Source organism: Tardiphaga sp. OK246, assembly GCF_900188215.1.
In the GTDB taxonomy this organism is placed as follows: domain Bacteria; phylum Pseudomonadota; class Alphaproteobacteria; order Rhizobiales; family Xanthobacteraceae; genus Tardiphaga; species Tardiphaga robiniae.
Genome location: NZ_FZOX01000010.1, coordinates 42,901 through 60,202 on the forward strand (window position 1 = coordinate 42,901; position 17,302 = coordinate 60,202).

Genomic DNA, 17,302 nt, shown 5'->3' on the forward strand with positions numbered 1-17,302 from the left:
CACACCCAGGGCCATGTAACGTTTCGATTTACTGCGGCGCGTTTGCGTCGAGTTCCTGCTTCTTCACCTTGCCGGTGGCGGTCATCGGCAGCGCGTCGATGATGCGGATCTCAGGCACCTTGTAGACGGCCATCCGTTCGGCACACCACGCCTGCAGTTCCGCTGGCGTGATGGTGCCTCTCTCTTCCGGCTTGAGCTGGATGAATGCGACCGGCACTTGCCCCTTGCTAGCATCTTCACGGCCGACCACGCCCGATCCGAGAACCTTCGGATGCTGCCCGAGCAGCGCCTCGATCTCCGGCGGGAATACACTCATGCCCTTGACCTTCAGCATCTCTTTGCGACGACCGAGAAAGTGCAGGAAGCCGTCGGTATCGATGGTGCCGATATCGCCGGTGCGCAGCCAGCCATCGATCAACGACTCCGCTGTTGCTTCCGGCTTATTCCAGTAGCTCTTCAGCAGCGATGGTGTCCGCACGCGAATCTCGCCCTCGCCGCCGAGTGGCACGAGGTCACCTGTCTCGAAATCGGTGATCTTGAACTCGGCGCCGGGCACCGGGAGCCCAACGAAGATCGGCTGCGACAGAAGATCGAAATCATCATCCTGGAAACCCGCCGTGAGGGTGTTGGATGTATGGGTCTCGGTCATTCCCCACGACGCTTCTGTCAAGATCGTGCCGGTGAGATCCTTCCAGCGCTTGCGATAGGCCGGATTGAGCTTCTTCACGAAGGACACGACGCGCACCTGATTGAGCGACGACAGGTCGAATTCCTTGAACCGCGGATGATCCATCAGCTCGACGGCACCATCGACCGGCATCGCAGTGACATTGACCTTGTAGCGATCGATGGCCGACAGTGCCCCGATCGCATCCCAGCGCGCCAACAGTACGAGCGTTGCGCCGGTAAACATCGGAAAGATCAGGCCGAAATTCTCGCCGGCAATCCAGAACTCCGGGAAGAACGACAGAAAGACGCTGTCTTCATTGGCGACGACGGAGATGCCGTGATTGGCGGCGGCCGTATAGACCATATCGCGCTGGGTGTGCACGCAGCCCTTCGGCATGCCGGTGGTGCCACCGGTGTAATTCAGCGCAGCGATATCATCGAGCCCGGCGGGCGGCAGCGGCTTTGGCGCGGGCAACGCAGCCAGCGCCGACAACAGATCGGTCGCACCCGAGATGGCAATGCGCGGCGCACTGATCGAGTCTGGAACGGGGATAGTTGGCTTGGCCGGAAGCACATCCGCAAAACTGGTAACGATCACTTCGCGCAGCTTGGACTCGCTCCGCACCTGGTCGACCACAGGCGCCAATTGATCTAGTGCCACCATGACTTCGGCGTCGGTATCATTCAATTCGTAGGACAATTCGAACGCGCGTGACAGCGGACTGACGGGGACGTGGATAGCACCAAGCTTGAGGATGCCGAAGAATACGATATGGAATTGCGGGCAGTTCGGTAGGAACACCGCGACACGGTCGCCCTTGTGGACGCCCTTCTCCATCAGCAACGCCGCGAAGCGATCACTCTGCGCGTCCAGTTCGGCATAGGTGGTGACGTGACCATAAAAGATCACCGCGGGCTTTTCGGGATTGCGCTTGGCCCACGCGCGCAAATATTCGGTCAGCGCGATTTCGCCATGCAGATATTGCGGCTTGTTCGGCGTGCCCTTCGGCCAGGCCTTAGCCCACAGCTCGTGCAGCCTGGCGAGATATTCAGTTTCTTCGGCGCTTGCGGTCATCACCGTCTTCCTTGTTCTTGGTCTTGGTCAATTGCGTTTCATGGTCGGGTCGAGCGCGACGCGCAGCGATTCACCCAATGTGTTGAAGGCCAGTGCGGTAAACAGGATGGCGAGGCCGGGCGGATACATCTGCTCGGGCGCGATTTCCATGTTCTGATAGGCGCGCGCCAGCATCGAGCCCCAGCTCGGATCCGGCGGCTGGATGCCGAGGCCGAGAAAGCTGAGGCTCGCTTCCGCCAGCAGCGCCGCGGCCAGCAACAGTGTGACCTGCACGATAACGGGCTGGATCGCGTTCGGCAGCACGTGGCGCCACAGGATGCGTGGCGTTGATCCGCCAAAGCAACGCGCGGCATCGACATAAAGCTCATTGCGCACCACCAGCGTGCGCGCACGGACCAGTCGCGCCAGTTGCGGCGAAAACACGATGCCAACCGAGATCATGCCGTTCGTGAGGCCGATGCCGAGCGCACCTGTCACGGCGATCGCCAGCACGATGGCCGGGAACGACAGGAAGCTGTCGATAACACGGCTGATCACCGTGTCGACCCAGCCGCCGAGATAGCCAGCGAGAATGCCGACTGGCACGCCGATCAAAACGGCGATCGTGACCGCAAGGAAACTCGCATAGAGCGACGCCATCCCGCCATAGATCAGGCGGCTGAGCGTATCGCGACCGAGATCGTCGGCGCCCAGCCAATGTTGAGTCGACATGGTCGCCAGCGCCGCGTCGAGATCCTGTGCGGCCGGCGCGTATGGCGAGATCCACGGGCCGAGGACCGAGATCACGAACAGCGCGACGAGGAAAGTCAGGCTGAAAGCACCGCGTAGATCACTGACGAACCAGCGTACAAAACCCGAGAAAGGTCCCGGCCGACGCTCGGGAGCCATCACAGCATCCGTCATGACGAAATCCTCGGATCGAGGACGCTGTACAGAATATCCGTGAGCAGATTGAGCGTGACGACAATCAGGACCATGGTGAACACCACGCCCTGCACCACCGGGAAATCGCGGTTCATCGCGCCGTTGACGATCAACCCGCCCATGCCGGGAATCGCGAACACGGCCTCGACCACGACGGTCGCCGCGAGCAGGCGGTTCGCGAGCAGGCTGACGACGGTGAGCAGGTTGACGCTGACATTCTTCAAACCATGACGCCACAGGATCGCCGATGGCGGCAAACCCTTGGCGTGCAGCGTGCGAACCTGTTGCGACGACAGTATCTCGACGAGTGACGACCGCAATTGCCGCGCCACCTCGGCAATGCCGCCGGACGCAAGCGCCACCGCCGGCAGGATGGCATGACTGAGTGACGCCCACGGATCTTTCATGAGCGATACTGCACCCGTGGCCGGCAGCCAGTTCAGCTGCAGCGAGAAGAACGCCACCAGCAGCATGCCGAGCCAGAAATTCGGCACCGCGACACCGAGTGAGGCAATCGCCATGACGAAGCCGTCGATCCACGAGCCGGGCTTGGTTGCCGCGGCAATGCCCAGGGGGATGCCGACCAACATCGCCATGAACAGCGCGAATGCGACGATCAGCAGCGTATGCGGCAAGCAGCGCTGGATCGAGGTCAGCACCGCTTCGTTGGAAATCAGCGAGCTGGAGAGATCGCCATGCGCTGCCTTCCAGAGCCATGAGCCATATTGCAGCAGGAACGGCTGGTTCAGGCCATAGAGCTCGCGGATTTCGGCGATCCGCTGCTCCGACGCATTGTCGCCAGCAAGCGTCACCGCAACATCACCCGGCACCAGTTTGAGCAGGCCGAACACGATGAAGGTCGACAGCACCACCACCGGGATTGCCTGCAGCAGGCGACGACCGATGATGCGGAGACGTCCGGAATTCAACATGCGCAATTCACACCAGTTAAGGACGGCGATGATCGCAGCGCCGGTTGCTGTGTCGGACGAATTAGCCGAGCGAGATGTTTTCGAATTTCGGCTTGCCGAGCAGATTGGGCTTGAAGCCCTTCACCTTGGCGGACAGCGCATCGAGTTCGAACTGGAATGCGAGCGGTGCCGACAGAGCGTTCTCCACCGTGAATTTCTGGATCTTGGCGAACACTTCAGCGCGCTTGGCGAGGTCTTCGCTGATGCGGCTCTCCTGGATCAACTTCGACAACTCCGGCTCGCCGCTGCGGCCCGCATTGTAATAGGCGCCTTTGTCGAAGCTCAGCCCGTAGGTCATGCTCGGATCTGGACGCCCGGTCCATGCCGAGACAAGCAGGTCGAACTTTTTCTCGGTGGCAAAGAACTGCGCGCTGATTTCGGCGATGGTGCCGCGGGTGAATTTCAGGCGGATACCAGCCTTGCCGAGCTGATCCTGAATCACCTCGCCACGCCGCACGGAATCCTGATCCATATAGCCGCCTATGGTCAGTTCGAGACCATCCTTGTAGCCGGCCTCGGCGAGCAGCTGCTTCGCTTTCTCCGTATTGTTGGGATACATCCCCGCGACGTCCTTGTTGAACGCCCAGTGCGAGCTCGGCAGCGTCATGCGCGCCGGTTCGCCAAGGCCGTTGAGCGCCGCCTTGACGAAAGCATCGCGGTCGAGCGCGAAGTTGATCGCCTGACGGACCTTGACGTTGTCGAGCGGTGCGCGGCCGTAATTGAAGTAGACCTGAATGCAATACAACGTCGGCGAGCTGACGGTTTCCAGATTCTTGGCGCGCTCGATTACCGGCTTCAATCGCGCCGGCAGCTGGAACGCCATATCGTTCTGGCCAGCGACGACCGAACGCAAGGCGGTGGCATTTTCCGGAATGATGTTGAATTCGATGCCGTCGAGATACGGGCGGCCCGGGCGCCAGTAATCTGCGTGGCGCGTCACGACGATGATCTCGTTATCGTTCCAGCGTACGAATTTCCACGGCCCTGCGCCCACCGGTTTGCGGTCGGTCTCGTTGCCGAGCGCCTTGATATTGGTCGGCGAAACCATCATGCCGGCACGATCCGACAGGATCGCCGGTAGCGCGGTGTCAGGGTTCTTCAGTTTCAACGTGACCTGCAGCGGGCCAGTGACCTCTACCGAATCCACACTGGAGAGATCGGGTTTCACGTTGGAGCGCTGATCGGTGCGGTTGCGTTCGAGATTGAATTTGACGGCTTCGGCATCCATCGGCGTGCCGTCGTGGAATTTGATGCCGGCGCTCATGTCGAGCACCATGGTCTTCGGATCGGGGAACGCCCATTTCGCCATGCCCGGCTTCGGCTTCAGCGTCTCGTAATCCCACTCCACCAGCGTGTCATACATGGTCCAGAGGATGCTGTGGTCGGAGCCGGCGCCGCCGGTGGCGGGATCGAGCGACGACGGATTGGCCGGCGCGGCGACCTTCAGCACGCCGCCTTTCTTGGCCTCCTGCGCCCAGGCTGGCAGGCCCAGCGCGCCCGTAGCGGCGGCGCCACCCATCAGCGCGAGAATGTCACGACGGCGTAGCGTCCGCTTGCTGAGGTCGATGGTGGTCATTCGAAAATCCTCCCGTTGATTATGATGCGCGTTGCGCTTTTTGATTGTCTGGCGGTGGACCGTCCGCAGTGGCGAAATGGCAGGCCACGCGGTGTCCCGGCTTGACGTCGCGCCAAGCTGGCACTTCTTTGGCGCAACGCGGTTGCACCGACGGGCAGCGCGTGCGGAAACGGCAACCCGACGGCGGCGCCACCGGGCTCGGAATTTCACCTTCGAGAATGATGCGGCGGTCGACCCGCAAATGCGACGGCAATGGGATCGGCTCGGCCGACAACAGCGCACGCGTATAGGGATGCAGTGGCCGCTCGACCACATCCTCGGCCGGACCGAGCTCCATCAGCTTGCCGAGATAGGTGACGGCGATGCGGTCGGAGATGTGCGAGACCACCGAGATATCGTGGGTGATGAACACATAGGTCAGGCCGAATTCGCGCTGCAGATCGGCAAACAGATTGAGCACATCGCCGCGGATGGAGACGTCGAGTGCCGCCACCACCTCGTCGCAAACGATGACCTTGGGCCGCAACGTCAGCACGCGCGCGATGTTGACACGCTGCTTCTGGCCGCCGGACAGCTGATGCGGATAGCGATCGGCGGCTTCGGCGGCAAGGCCGACGCGCTCCAGCACCTCGATGCCACGGCGATGGCGCGAGGCATGATCGCCTTCGCCCATGATCTCCAGCGGCTCGACCACGCTGTCGATGATCGTCATGCGCGGATTGAGCGCGGCATTCGGATCCTGGAAGATAATCTGGTAATCGCGGCGGTGCTTGCGGAATGCGCTTGTGCTGAGGGCCGCCGGATCGGTGCCGTCATGCAGAATCTGGCCATGACTCGGCGGCAGCAGCGACACCAGCGCACGGCCGAGCGTGGTCTTGCCCGAGCCAGACTCGCCGATAATGCCGAAGGTCTCGCCAGCGCGGACCTCGAAATCCATGCCGTCGATCGCCTTGACTGTGTCGCGGCCATCGCGGGTCGGAAACAGGATCCGCAAGTCACGCACTGCGAGAATCCCGCCGCTGTCCCGCTTGTGGCTCCGCATGCCTGACATCAATTCACCGCTCCCGGCAGCACGAGTTCGGGAGCACGCCAGCAGCGCGCAGTACGACCGCTTTCGATCTCGACCATCGGCTGGCTCTGCTCGCAGCCTGCCACGGCATGCGTGCAACGTGATCGGAAGCGGCAGCCGGCCGGCATCGCATTCGGCGATGGCACACGACCTGGGATCGAGGCCAGCACGCCGCGGCGCGGGCTGAGGCTAGGCAGCGAGCGCAACAGTCCGGATGTATAGGGATGACGTGGCCGCGTCAGCACGTCATCCACCGGCGCGTCCTCGACGACCTCACCGGCATACATGGTGATCATGCGGGTGCAGGTTTCGGCGACGACGCCGAGATCATGGGTAATGAAGATCAATGCCGTGCCGGTGCGCTCGCTCAACGAACGCAAGAGATCGGTGATCTGCGCCTGCACCGTGACATCGAGCGCCGTGGTCGGCTCGTCGGCGACCAGCAGCTTCGGCTTGCAGATCAACGCCATCGCGATCATCACGCGCTGGCGCATACCGCCCGAGAGTTGATGCGGATATTCGTCGCAGCGGCGTTCCGGCGCGGGGATACCGACTTCACGCAACGCAGCGATGGCGCGCTCGCGCCCCTCCGCGCGACTGACCGGAAAATGGATGCGATAGGCTTCGCTGATCTGGTCGCCAACCGTGAAGACAGGATCAAGCGCGCTCATAGGCTCCTGGAAGATCATCGCGATCTCACGGCCGCGCACGGCGCGCATGCGTCGCGGCGACAGCGTGGCCAGATTAGTCCCGTTGAACAGGATATCGCCTTGGATCCGCGCCGATTGCGGCGGCAGCAGGCGCAGCAGCGACAGACCAGTGACGGTCTTGCCACAGCCGCTCTCACCGACCAGACCAACGCGCTCGCCCGGCGCGATGGTGAAATTTACGTTCCGGGTGATCGGCAAAGCGCCGCGCGCCGTCACGAATGACAGCGAGAGATCGCGCACTTCGAGCAAAGGCGGCTGCGGCGAAACGCCCGCGTCGGGCATTCCAGCAACGCGCGTTGCCGTGGGAGCGGAGATGTCGATCGCACCTGTCATCGCGCTTCGCCAGCAGCAACACGGCCAGTGACGCCACGCATCATCCACTGCTGCAGGGTTTGCCGGTGCTGCACTTGCACATACGGATGAAAGCCGCAGACCCGTGTCTGTTGGGGTGTTGTCAGTCGGACATGCGCCGACGCGAACAGAGCCGCCATGTTCACCTCCCTTGCCATCCCTGTTCTGCAGATCTTGCATCGGGACGTTCCATCGCGGTCCGGCTTGTGCCGGTATGTATTGAAGCGACAGTAACCCAATGAAGGGGCATCGACTGTCAATTGTCAACAATTGACTTCTGCGGTAGACAGGACCGTATGACGCGGCAAGCGTGCATCGACAGGAGGCGGCCATGGCAGCGACACTTCGCAAGCCATTCAATGATAACCAGCACGACGTCGAACGGAGATTTGCGCCGCGTACGATCCCCGATCAGGTTGCGGAGGAACTCGGTGCCGAGATCGTCTCCGGCCGCCGCAAAGCGGGCGAGCGTCTTGTCGAACTCGACCTGGCGCGCGATTTCGGCGTCAGCCGTGGCCCGATCCGTGAAGCGATCCGCATTCTCGAGCGCCGTCGCCTGGTCGACATCTTTCCGCGGCGCGGCGCCTATATCAGGCCGCTGTCACTCAAATCGGTGGCTGACCTGTTCAATGTTCGCACTGCACTGTCGATGCTGGCAGTGCGCACCATGGCGGCCACGCCGGTCGAAAGCTTCATCGACACATTGGCGCGCCGTTGCGACGAGTTGAGAGTCGCAGTCGAGGTCGATGATCCAATGGCTTTCGCGCACACCACGACGCGCGCGGTAAAGACCATTGCGCGCGGCTCGGGCAACGAACTGCTCGTCGAACTGCTCACCGACCTTGCCAATCAAACCGTATGGGAAACCATCTGGAAGACACCGCTGGACTATCAGACCCGTGACATCCGCCGACTTAGCGCCGATCTGATGGCGTCGACATTGAAGGCGATCCGGCAGCGCAAGCCGAATGCCGCTGTCACACATCTCGGTCAGCTTCTGGAAAGTGATCGCGACCGCGCCTTGTCCACCCTATCGCGCATTCGCGGAGAGACATTCGACCTGAGTGCGCTAACACATAGCGATGGGCACGATAATATGCCGGCGGACATTGCGCCCGCTCCGCGCGGATGAATTCAACGGGGCTGCAGGCTCAGACGGTAGCGACCGCAACTCATCAACGCAAAAACGTAAGGTGCACACGGGGCGTCAGTAACGCCCCGTGTGCATGTCCGTCGCTAGACGAAGCGGAAGTCGTCAGCGGTGAGCGACGCCAAGCTGGTGTTGGCGAGCGTAACTGCGTGGTTTTCATCCAGCGTCACCACGATGCTGCTGCCGACCTGGGCGGTGTGAGACATCACATCGGCATAGTCGGAGAACAGATCACTGGAGAACTGGATGAAGTCCTTGGACGCTCCGCTCGCGGCGAAGTCGGTGATCATATCCTTTCCGAACCCGGCGGCGAACACGAACACGTCGGAGCCAGAACCGCCGGTCAGGATATCGTCGCCGGTTCCACCGCCGATGATGTCGTTGCCGGAGCCGGCATTCACCTTGTCCGCGCCCGCACCGGCCACGACGATGTCGTCGCCCGAGCCAGCATCGATGATATCGTTGCCGTCGCCGCCATCGACGCTGTCATCGCCGGAGCCGGCCTTCAGTGTATCGTTGCCGATGCCGCCGGACACCACGTCGTCGCCGGAACCACCGTCGATCGCGTCGTCACCAACGCCGCCGCTGAGCGCATCGTCACCCGCACCGCCATTGATGGTGTCGTTGCCGGCACCGCCATCGAAGGTGTCGTCACCGTTGCCGCCGGTGATTTGATCATTGCCCGCACCGAACAGGATCTCCTCGATGCCGGTGAAATGATCGGTCCCGATCCCGGCACCCGTCACCGTTCCAGCCGCGTAGTTGACCGTCAACGCTCCGGTCGCATCCGACAGGTCGAGCACATCGTAGCCCGCTCCGCCGTCGATCGTGTCGTTGCCGGCACCGCCGCGTAGGATGTCGTCGCCGTCACCGCCGTTCAGAACGTCGTTGCCCGCGCCCCCGATCAACGTGTTGGCACCGCTGGTTCCGATCAGAAGATCGTCATAGCCGGTCCCGATCGCATTCTCGATATTGCTGAAGTGATCCGCGCCGGCGAGATAGCCGGGGTAGTAAGCGAGCCCGGAGGCAAGATCGACCGTCACCTTGAATGTGATCTGGCTGTAGTCGATTGTGTCGGTTCCGTCGCCGCCGTCATAGGTATCCAGCCCGCCGGTGCCGAGGAAAGTATCATTTCCGCTGCCGCCAAACACCAGATCATTGCCGGCAGAACCGGTGATCGCGTCGTCGCCGTTGGTGCCGACCACTAGCTTCCAGGCCCCATCGACAAAATTGAGCTGCTCGACATTACGCAGCGTGTCGATCCCGTCCGGCGCACCATTGCGCAGGTCGGTGACCTTGACGGAGCCATCACCGTTCAACGCGTAGCCGTGGTTATTGAACGTTCCCGTGTAGAAGACGGTATCGTTCCCTTCGCCACCATCGATGCTGTCATTGCCGCCATCACCATGAATGGTGTCAGCTCCAATGCCGCCGGCGATATCGTCATTGCCGGATCCGCCCTTGATCAGGTCATCGCCGTCATTGCCATAGAGCGTATCGTCGTCAGCCCCGCCATCGACCTGATCGTTGCCTGCACCGGCATAGATGTAGTCGTTGCCGTTTCCGCCGCTGAGGATGTCAGCACCGCCATATGCGTAGTCCATGGCCATCGTATCGCTGCCGTCGCCGCCATCGATCTCGAAGCCACCAGCCGAGGTGGAGAGAGCGACGTCGTCGCCGGTTCCGAGCAGGATCTTGCCGGTCACCGTCGCACCGACATAGAGGTTCACCTGGTCGTTGCCGGCGCCCATGTCGATGGCCGATCCACCGGTCGCGATGATCGAGCCGGAGTTGTTCAGGGTGTCCCTGGCTCCGCCCATCGATATGCCGCCGATGATCCGGCCCGTGCTGTTGTTGCCGACGAAATCCTCATAGTCGCCAACCAGATTGATCGCCTCATTGCCGCGTAGGTCGAAGCGGGCAGCGTCTTCCGCAGAGACGCCTTCCGGACCGTGACCATCGCCCTGGATCAGGCCATCATTCACGATCGTGGACACACCCAGCGCGTTGCTGTTGCTGGAATTATCCACCTGGATAGCACGACCGTAACCGTAGATCTCGCCAGTAGCACTGTTGACGACGGAGCCTCCACCGATGGCGATACCCTCGGAGACGTTAGGTTCGCCATCATGGTAGCCCTCGGCGCCGAGGCCGGCGATACGGCCGTAGTTCAGGACCTGCACCAGACCATCGACGTCGATGGCATCGCCATCGGAGTCGGACAGTTCCGCCGAGCGACCTTCCATCGTGCCGTGGTTGGTGATGAAGACCTTCTCGGCTTCAGAACCGCCATTGTCGATGTTCATCGCCGAGCCGTTGCGGCCGATCATCGTGCCTGAATTGACGACGGTCACGGCATTGTCGCCGGTCACGGCATGGCGCGAACCTTCCATCCAGCCGCCGGCATAGTTGTTGACCTTGCCGCCGGTATCGCTCTGGAAGTCGATCAGGTCACCTCCGCCGACGAAGCCAGGATCGGTAGTGATGGTACCCCAGTTGTTAACAATCCCGTCATTGCCGGGGCGGATCACGTCGGTGTCGCTCCCGTACTGGCGGATAATGCCGCCGGCGAGATTGTTGATCACCGCCGAAGCGCCGGCTCCATCGAAGCTGCGGAAGTCGATGACGCGACCGCCCGCTTCCATCACGCCAGCATTGTTGATCGTGATGGTCGCATCAGCGTGTCCCGCCTGTTGTGGGCTCAGCGCACCGCGAAGAATGCCGCCTGCTTCGTTGTTGAAGGTCAACGAGCCCGTCACACCGCTCGTGGTGTTGAGCACGCGGCTCGATCCTTCGATCAGGCCGGCATTGTCGACCACGGCGGCTCCGCCGCCCGACCAGAGGATGGCGGTGCCGGCGATCAGCTTGCCGCCAGCGTGGACCGAAAGCAGATCGCCGTTGTTGACAGCCACGTTGCTGATGAGTGTGGCGCCGCCCTCGACTGTAACCGTGGAGTAGTCGCTGCCGGTGACCGACCAGGTACCTTCACTGACCACGAGATTTTCGACGTTGATGACAATGTTGCTGGTGTCGATGACGCCGGTACCGGAACCCACCAGTTTCAGGATGTCATTGCCGTCACCGCCATCGATCAACGCCGGCGCGTAATCGTCGGTCGAGACCACGATAATGTCGTCACCATCGCCGCCGGATGCGCTATCGCCGGCTCCGGCAACGAGCCGGTCGTTGCCAGCACCGCCGTCGAGGGTGTCGTAGCCTTCGCCGCCATCGAGCTCATCGTCACCGGCGCCGCCGGAGAGCGTGTCGTCACCTTCGCCGCCGGCCAGGACGTCGTTGCCGGCATCGCCGCTGAGAGCGTCGTCACCTTCGCCACCGGTGAGATTGTCGTTTCCGGCACCGCCGAGCAACGTATCATCGCCCTCGCCGCCGTCGAGTTCGTCATTGCCGCCAAGACCCGTCAGCGTGTCATCGCCCTCGCCGCCGGAGATCGTATCGTTGCCGAGTGCGCCAGTGAGGATGTTGTCATCATCGTCGCCGACCAGCACGATCGGCTGCACGGAGAGCACCGTATCCGACCGATAGTCGAGGTTCTGGATTCGAGTGTCATGCGCGCGGTCGGTGTCGAGGACATCGTAAGCCGTTTCGGAATAGTGCGCCGCGAGATATTCGGCGAACGCGTCCTGTTCGGTGCCTTCGGCCGCAAAGTTAGCCACCTGACCAGCATCGGGAACGAGATTCGGAGACAGGTTCACAACATTTGCAAAGGCCGGATTGGCCGCAATGAAGCTCGCGAACGGATAGCCGTCGCCGCCGGTGAGCAGGAAGCTCAGCGTCACGACCCGGATCGCCATATTGGCATCGACAACGAGCTCACCGTTCTCGACCAGGGCAAGAACGGGATTGCCGTTCTCGTCGATCAGCGCCGCCGACTGAATACGGTTGCCGGCCGGACTATCCTTGTCGAAGGAGTAAGCGATGCCGCCAACCTGAGCGAACTGACCGGGGGTGGCGCCATTCGCGGTCGCGGCCACCGCATGCTCCAGCACCGTCAGCAACTGTGTTGCCGTCACGGTGACCATGGACAAAGCATTGTTGAAGCGCAGCGAGTTGGCGATGTCGAGCTGCGAGATGTCGCCCTCTTCCTTGCCGACACCGGGATCGGCCGATGGCGGGTTTTCCTGGGCGACGCCGCCCACTGCGGAGACGCTGCCGATCGAATCGCGGACACCGCCGCCATTCTTGATCGAGACCATCACCGTCGCATCGGCCTTCTGGGCGTACCAGAGATTGGCGTCGGCCGTGAGGTCGCCCAGATTGGTCTCCTCGGTGCGGACCTCGCCGCGACGGCCTTCCAGATAGACATTGGTGCTGCCGAACAGATTGCCGTCCTGAGCGTCGATCACATTACCGACCCCCTGGGCGATGTCGTTGACGAGATCCCCCTTGCTGCCTTCGGCGAACGGATTGGCATCCGCCGCATCGATATCGCCGTCACCGTCGACGTCGATGACGTCGTCATAAAGATCGGCGACCTCTTCGTCGGTGGTCGCATAAGCACCGCTGACATTAGGATCGACACTTCCCGCGATAACGTTGCCATTGGCGTCGAAATCGACCACCAGCCGACCGACATAGGAGTATTCACCGTCAGTATTGACGATCAGCGTGGTGTTGCCGTCGGCATTGTGGGTCACGATCGGGTAAGTGCCATCGGCGGTGTCACCCGGACGCAGCGTATCCTGCGCATCGGCAAGCAGCGTGTTCGATCCGCCCGAGATGATGATGTCGACGCCATGCAGCAACGGTGCAAGCGCCTGCTCGAACGCGATCTGCTGGAGATGGCTGACCAGGATGATCTTGTTGATACCCTGAGCGATCAGGCTATCGATAGTTGGCTGCAGGATCGCAGCAAGTGCGGCCATGTCGTCAACATCGTCGCCGATCACCTCGACGCCGCCGGTCGAGGAAATGCTTTCGACGATTTGGGTGGTGGCGCCCACCACACCGATCTTTTCGCCGCCCTCCTCGATGATGGTCGCAGGCGCGATCTTCTTGCCGATGCCGGCGGCCGGCGGGAATCCGGAATAGTTGTCAGCGTTCTGGATGAGGCTGGTGTAGAGGCCGGCAAGATTGGGATCGCCTGAGAAATCCAGATTGGCAGATAGGAAGGGGAACTGTGCGCCCGGGAAGCCGGCAGTTTGCCGAATGATTGCTGCGAGCGGATTTGTGCCCGCGTCGAATTCGTGATTTCCGATCGCCGAAGCCTGCACGCCGATGATGTTCAGCATCGAGATGTCAGCACTGCCGAAGCCGGGCGTGATGTTCAGCGTGCCGCTGGCAAGACCGTAATAGGTCTCTAGCGCAGTCTCATAGACTTCCTTCAACGAGGCGTCGCTGCCGGCGCTGAAGAACGGGCTAGGGATGAAGTTGTCGCCCGACGACAGCGTGATCGAATTCGCCTGTGTTTCTTCGAGGTAATCGACGATGGCGGCGAAATTGCCGGCGCGATCGACCGCATCGAGACCGGCCTCGAAATCCGACGCATGCAGGATCTGCAGCCTGTAGGTCGACTGCGTCTGGTTCTGGTTCAGATCGAGACCAACGATGACCGGATCGTGGTCGGAAACGCGGACATTCGTATCGGCATCGAAGATCGCCGGATCGCGCGAAAAGTCCGTGTTGTAATCGAGGGCATCGGCCTCATCGGCATTGATGTGCCAGGTGGTGACGCCAGTAACCTGCGACGACAGGCTGTCATTCGCGAATGCGTAATCGAGGGTGCCGGTTTGACCATCGAAGACGTAAGAATAAGCACCGTCCTCCCGGCCATGCAGGTTTTCATAGCCTGCGTTCTCGATGATGCCCGTTGCCTGCTCCTTGGCGTAGCTGTTGAAATCGCCGAGCATCAGCACGTCGCTGTCGCCGGAACCGGTCGGGTCGCTGTTGGCCCAAGCGGTGAGCGCAGTCGCCGCGAGTTCGCGCTGGTTCTGCCAGTTACCCTGACCGTCACCCTGGTCAGCATCGAGGCCGGTGCCGGTGCCGCTCTTGGATTTGAGGTGGTTGGCGATTGCGGTGAAAGTTTCTCCGGTGGCGATTTGTTCGAACGTTACTGCCAGCGCGTTGCGGCTGGTGTTCGCGCCGTCGAAGATGTGCCCAACAGTGCTCTGGCTCAGCAGGCCGGAAAGCCCGAGGCCAGGCAGATCGGCATCGTTGAGGATCGCGACCGTTGTCCCGTCCGCGATTTTCACATCCGCGGTCTTGTAGATGAAGCCAACCGCGATGGCATCACCACCAACGAACTGCTGACCGGGATTGACCCAGGCATAGGTACCGGGACCCGCAGCGGCATTGAGCTGGCCGACCAGATATTCGATGGCATTGCCAGACGAACCCGGCAGAAAATCATTCTCCAGTTCGGTCAGTGCAAGCACGTCGGCATCCATTGCAAGAATGGTATCGACCAGCTTGCCGGTCTGGCGCGAGAGCTCGACGGAGTCGTTGGCGCCGCGCGGCTCCTGGCCGATGGCGGTGCTGGCGCCATTGTCCAGCGTCTTGAAGAAATTCAGGACGTTGAAGCTTGCGACCTGGAGCGTACCTCCGACATCGTCGGGTGCAGTAGTCCGCGGCGCGGCGCCGTCTTCAAACGTATTGGTGCCGTTCTCGACGGAGCGGACCCGCCAGGTCGCGCCCGATGCGGCATTGCCAGCCCACTGATAGTCCAGCACGCCCGTCAGCCCAGTGATCGTGTCCCCCATCCGCGGCGCCGTCGCCGTGTTGTAGGTCGGGCCGAAGCCGTCGAGATTGCTGATGGCCGCGTTCTGGGCGTTCAGGCCATCATCATAGGTGATGGTGCGCGAGCCGAGTTCGGCCAGATAGGCCTGGTAGGCTGTAGCGTCCGGCGCATTTTCCTGAGTGAATTGGGCCGGGCGATCGCCTGCCACGAGCTTGATTTCATTGAAGCGATCGAGGTTGAACTGCTCGGTAATCACGAGTGTTTCTGGCAGCGTGACCAGCATGCCCTCATAGGCTTCGAGGTTCGGCTGATAGTCGCCGTCCTGGCTCAGCGTGGTGCCGGCACCCGGCAGATCGATCACGGTCGCCATCGTGTTGATATCGGCAACTGCTCCCGCTTCAACCACGGAAATGTTGGTCGCGGTGAGTTCGGTGAGACCGAAATACTCGCTGATCGAACCGGTGACACGGACACGGTCGCCGACGGCCACGTCACCGTTGCCGCCGAATACGAAGATGGCTTCAGAGGTCAGGACATTACCGTCGGAGTCGGTCACCTCTTCCTGAACATAGAAGCCGTTCAGGTTGCGGCTGTTGTCGCCGTCCCCATTCTGGAAATCACCGACGACGATGGCTTCGACAGTGACCGTCTGGCCGACCATTCCGCTGGTGGCGCCCGTACCCTGGATGGCGCTGATCTTGGTGATCGCGACGTCATCATTGACGATGGTGCCGGTGGCTTGCGCGGTGCCGATCGTGGTCGCCACGGCGGTGGAATTGGAAGCGCTCTGAAGCGTCAGCGTGAAATTTTCATTCGGCTCGCTGGTGGTGTCACCGGCGACCATAACGGTCACCGTTGCCGAGCCCTGCCCAGCCGGGATCACGCCGCTAAAGCTGCTCGGCACGCTTCCAACAAAATCCGATGCGTCGGTCTGCGCAGAGGCAATGGTTCCGGAGAATGAGACATCGCCATCGGTGCCACCACTGCGCTCCACGGTGAATTGATAGACCGTCGAGCCGCTATTGCCCTCGTCATGCGAGACCGACACCGTGCCTGCAGAAAAGCCGACAGTCTGACCTACGACCGGGGTGCTGGCATTGCTCGTGACGCGGATATCGTCGATCCCGACCCACTCGTCATTGCCACCGGCATTGGTGGTGAGAATCCGGACCTGCAAGTCCGCGTGACCATCGACTTCGGACGGCAGCAGTAAATTGAAAGGCGTCACTTGAGTTGCGGCATTCGCGGTGGTCACGTCGGCAGCGTAGCCACCCGGCACATTCGTCCAGGACCCGGCGGAACCGACCCGGTACTGCACGGCAATTGGCTGGGACGCATCGTCTGCGCTGCCGTCGAGATCGCGCGCATTGAAGGTCAGTCGCACATTATCGCGGCCGCTCGCATCGAGATAAAGCACGAGGCTCGGTGCGTCGGCAGTACCCGAGCCGTTCAGCGCAATGGTCGGATTGGCAACAGCGAATTCCGCAACGCCGCCATTGGTAAGAGAATTCGGGGCAGTCTGATTGGCGATCACATCGACGGCGCCGAGCCCAGCGCCGGTCAATGTCCGCGGATCGGTGCCAGTTGGCGAACCAGCATTGATGTCACCGAGATAGCCGACGATCGATGGAACGGAAGACCAATTATCATCGGCGTTGATTGCGCCGGCATTGGACCAATCCTGGACGAGATCGCTAACGGCAAGGGCGTGATATGTCGTTGACATGAAATCGGCTTCCATCGTTGAGGCGTGCGTCGAACATCGCTCGCTTCGCAGAATGCGAAGACGCGCGACCGACTGCCTTTGGTTAACGAAAAGTTAATGCGCCGGATGTAGCCACGTCGATTTAACAGCCGCGTGACTGGTTTCTAACGCCGCAGTGAAGCCACGCGCCGACCGCTCTTTTTGCTCGACTATACAAAGGCGACACAGCAAATCGCGACATCGTGCCACACCCGCAAAAGTGCAAAGCGTTGCGGGTTGCTCCACCGCGGATTGGTCGCAGTTCGCATCGTAGAACGATGAAACTGATCGAACTACACTGAATTACTTCGAGCTCCCGATCGATCGCGCGGCAAAACAGCGGCCGAGGTTCGCGCACGTAATGCGCAA

8 protein-coding genes are annotated in these 17,302 nt (G+C 61.5%); 1 reads left to right on the top strand and 7 read right to left on the bottom strand.

Going from position 1 to position 17,302, the window contains the following annotated elements:
• Nucleotides 1–28: 28 nt before the first annotated feature.
• From CHC01_RS29940 to CHC01_RS29965, 6 genes are all read right to left on the bottom strand, one after another.
• Nucleotides 29–1,744, bottom strand: coding sequence for an AMP-binding protein (locus CHC01_RS29940; protein ID WP_089267991.1), 1,716 nt, complete (start codon nt 1,742–1,744; stop codon nt 29–31).
• 27 nt (nt 1,745–1,771) lie between these two features.
• Nucleotides 1,772–2,647 carry an ABC transporter permease gene (locus CHC01_RS29945; protein WP_089267992.1) on the bottom strand — a complete coding sequence of 292 codons (876 nt, stop codon included), beginning with the start codon at nt 2,645–2,647 and terminating at the stop codon, nt 1,772–1,774.
• Nucleotides 2,644–3,600 (bottom strand): ABC transporter permease, encoded by a 957-nt coding sequence (locus CHC01_RS29950; RefSeq protein ID WP_089267993.1) that lies wholly within the window; start codon nt 3,598–3,600, stop codon nt 2,644–2,646. Before CHC01_RS29950 ends, CHC01_RS29945 begins: the two co-directional genes overlap by 4 nt.
• Before the next feature lie 61 nt (nt 3,601–3,661).
• The gene (locus CHC01_RS29955) at nt 3,662–5,215 is read right to left on the bottom strand and encodes an ABC transporter substrate-binding protein (RefSeq protein WP_089267994.1); all 1,554 of its coding nucleotides are present in this window, start codon (nt 5,213–5,215) and stop codon (nt 3,662–3,664) included.
• 19 nt (nt 5,216–5,234) lie between these two features.
• Nucleotides 5,235–6,257 (bottom strand): ABC transporter ATP-binding protein, encoded by a 1,023-nt coding sequence (locus tag CHC01_RS29960; RefSeq protein ID WP_089268030.1) that lies wholly within the window; start codon nt 6,255–6,257, stop codon nt 5,235–5,237.
• Nucleotides 6,258–6,265: 8 nt separating this feature from the next.
• Nucleotides 6,266–7,327, bottom strand: coding sequence for an ABC transporter ATP-binding protein (locus CHC01_RS29965; protein WP_176454750.1), 1,062 nt, complete (start codon nt 7,325–7,327; stop codon nt 6,266–6,268).
• A 349-nt stretch (nt 7,328–7,676) separates the two neighbouring features.
• Here CHC01_RS29965 and CHC01_RS29970 point away from each other — a divergent pair, with 349 nt between their 5' ends.
• On the top strand, nt 7,677–8,477 hold the full coding sequence (locus CHC01_RS29970; protein ID WP_089267996.1) for a GntR family transcriptional regulator: 801 nt from the start codon (nt 7,677–7,679) through the stop codon (nt 8,475–8,477).
• 104 nt (nt 8,478–8,581) lie between these two features.
• Here CHC01_RS29970 and CHC01_RS29975 read toward each other — a convergent pair whose 3' ends face one another.
• Nucleotides 8,582–16,915, bottom strand: a complete 8,334-nt coding sequence (locus CHC01_RS29975) for an ExeM/NucH family extracellular endonuclease (RefSeq protein WP_089268031.1) — start codon at nt 16,913–16,915, stop codon at nt 8,582–8,584.
• Nucleotides 16,916–17,302: the final 387 nt, after the last annotated feature.

Coding starts and splice junctions, on each gene's coding strand:
- CHC01_RS29940 (WP_089267991.1), bottom strand. CDS start 1,744: ATGACCGCAAGCGCCGAAGAAACTGAATATCTCGCCAGGCTGCACGAG.
- CHC01_RS29945 (WP_089267992.1), bottom strand. CDS start 2,647: ATGACGGATGCTGTGATGGCTCCCGAGCGTCGGCCGGGACCTTTCTCG.
- CHC01_RS29950 (WP_089267993.1), bottom strand. CDS start 3,600: ATGTTGAATTCCGGACGTCTCCGCATCATCGGTCGTCGCCTGCTGCAG.
- CHC01_RS29955 (WP_089267994.1), bottom strand. CDS start 5,215: ATGACCACCATCGACCTCAGCAAGCGGACGCTACGCCGTCGTGACATT.
- CHC01_RS29960 (WP_089268030.1), bottom strand. CDS start 6,257: ATGCGGAGCCACAAGCGGGACAGCGGCGGGATTCTCGCAGTGCGTGAC.
- CHC01_RS29965 (WP_176454750.1), bottom strand. CDS start 7,327: ATGACAGGTGCGATCGACATCTCCGCTCCCACGGCAACGCGCGTTGCT.
- CHC01_RS29970 (WP_089267996.1), top strand. CDS start 7,677: ATGGCAGCGACACTTCGCAAGCCATTCAATGATAACCAGCACGACGTC.
- CHC01_RS29975 (WP_089268031.1), bottom strand. CDS start 16,915: ATGTCAACGACATATCACGCCCTTGCCGTTAGCGATCTCGTCCAGGAT.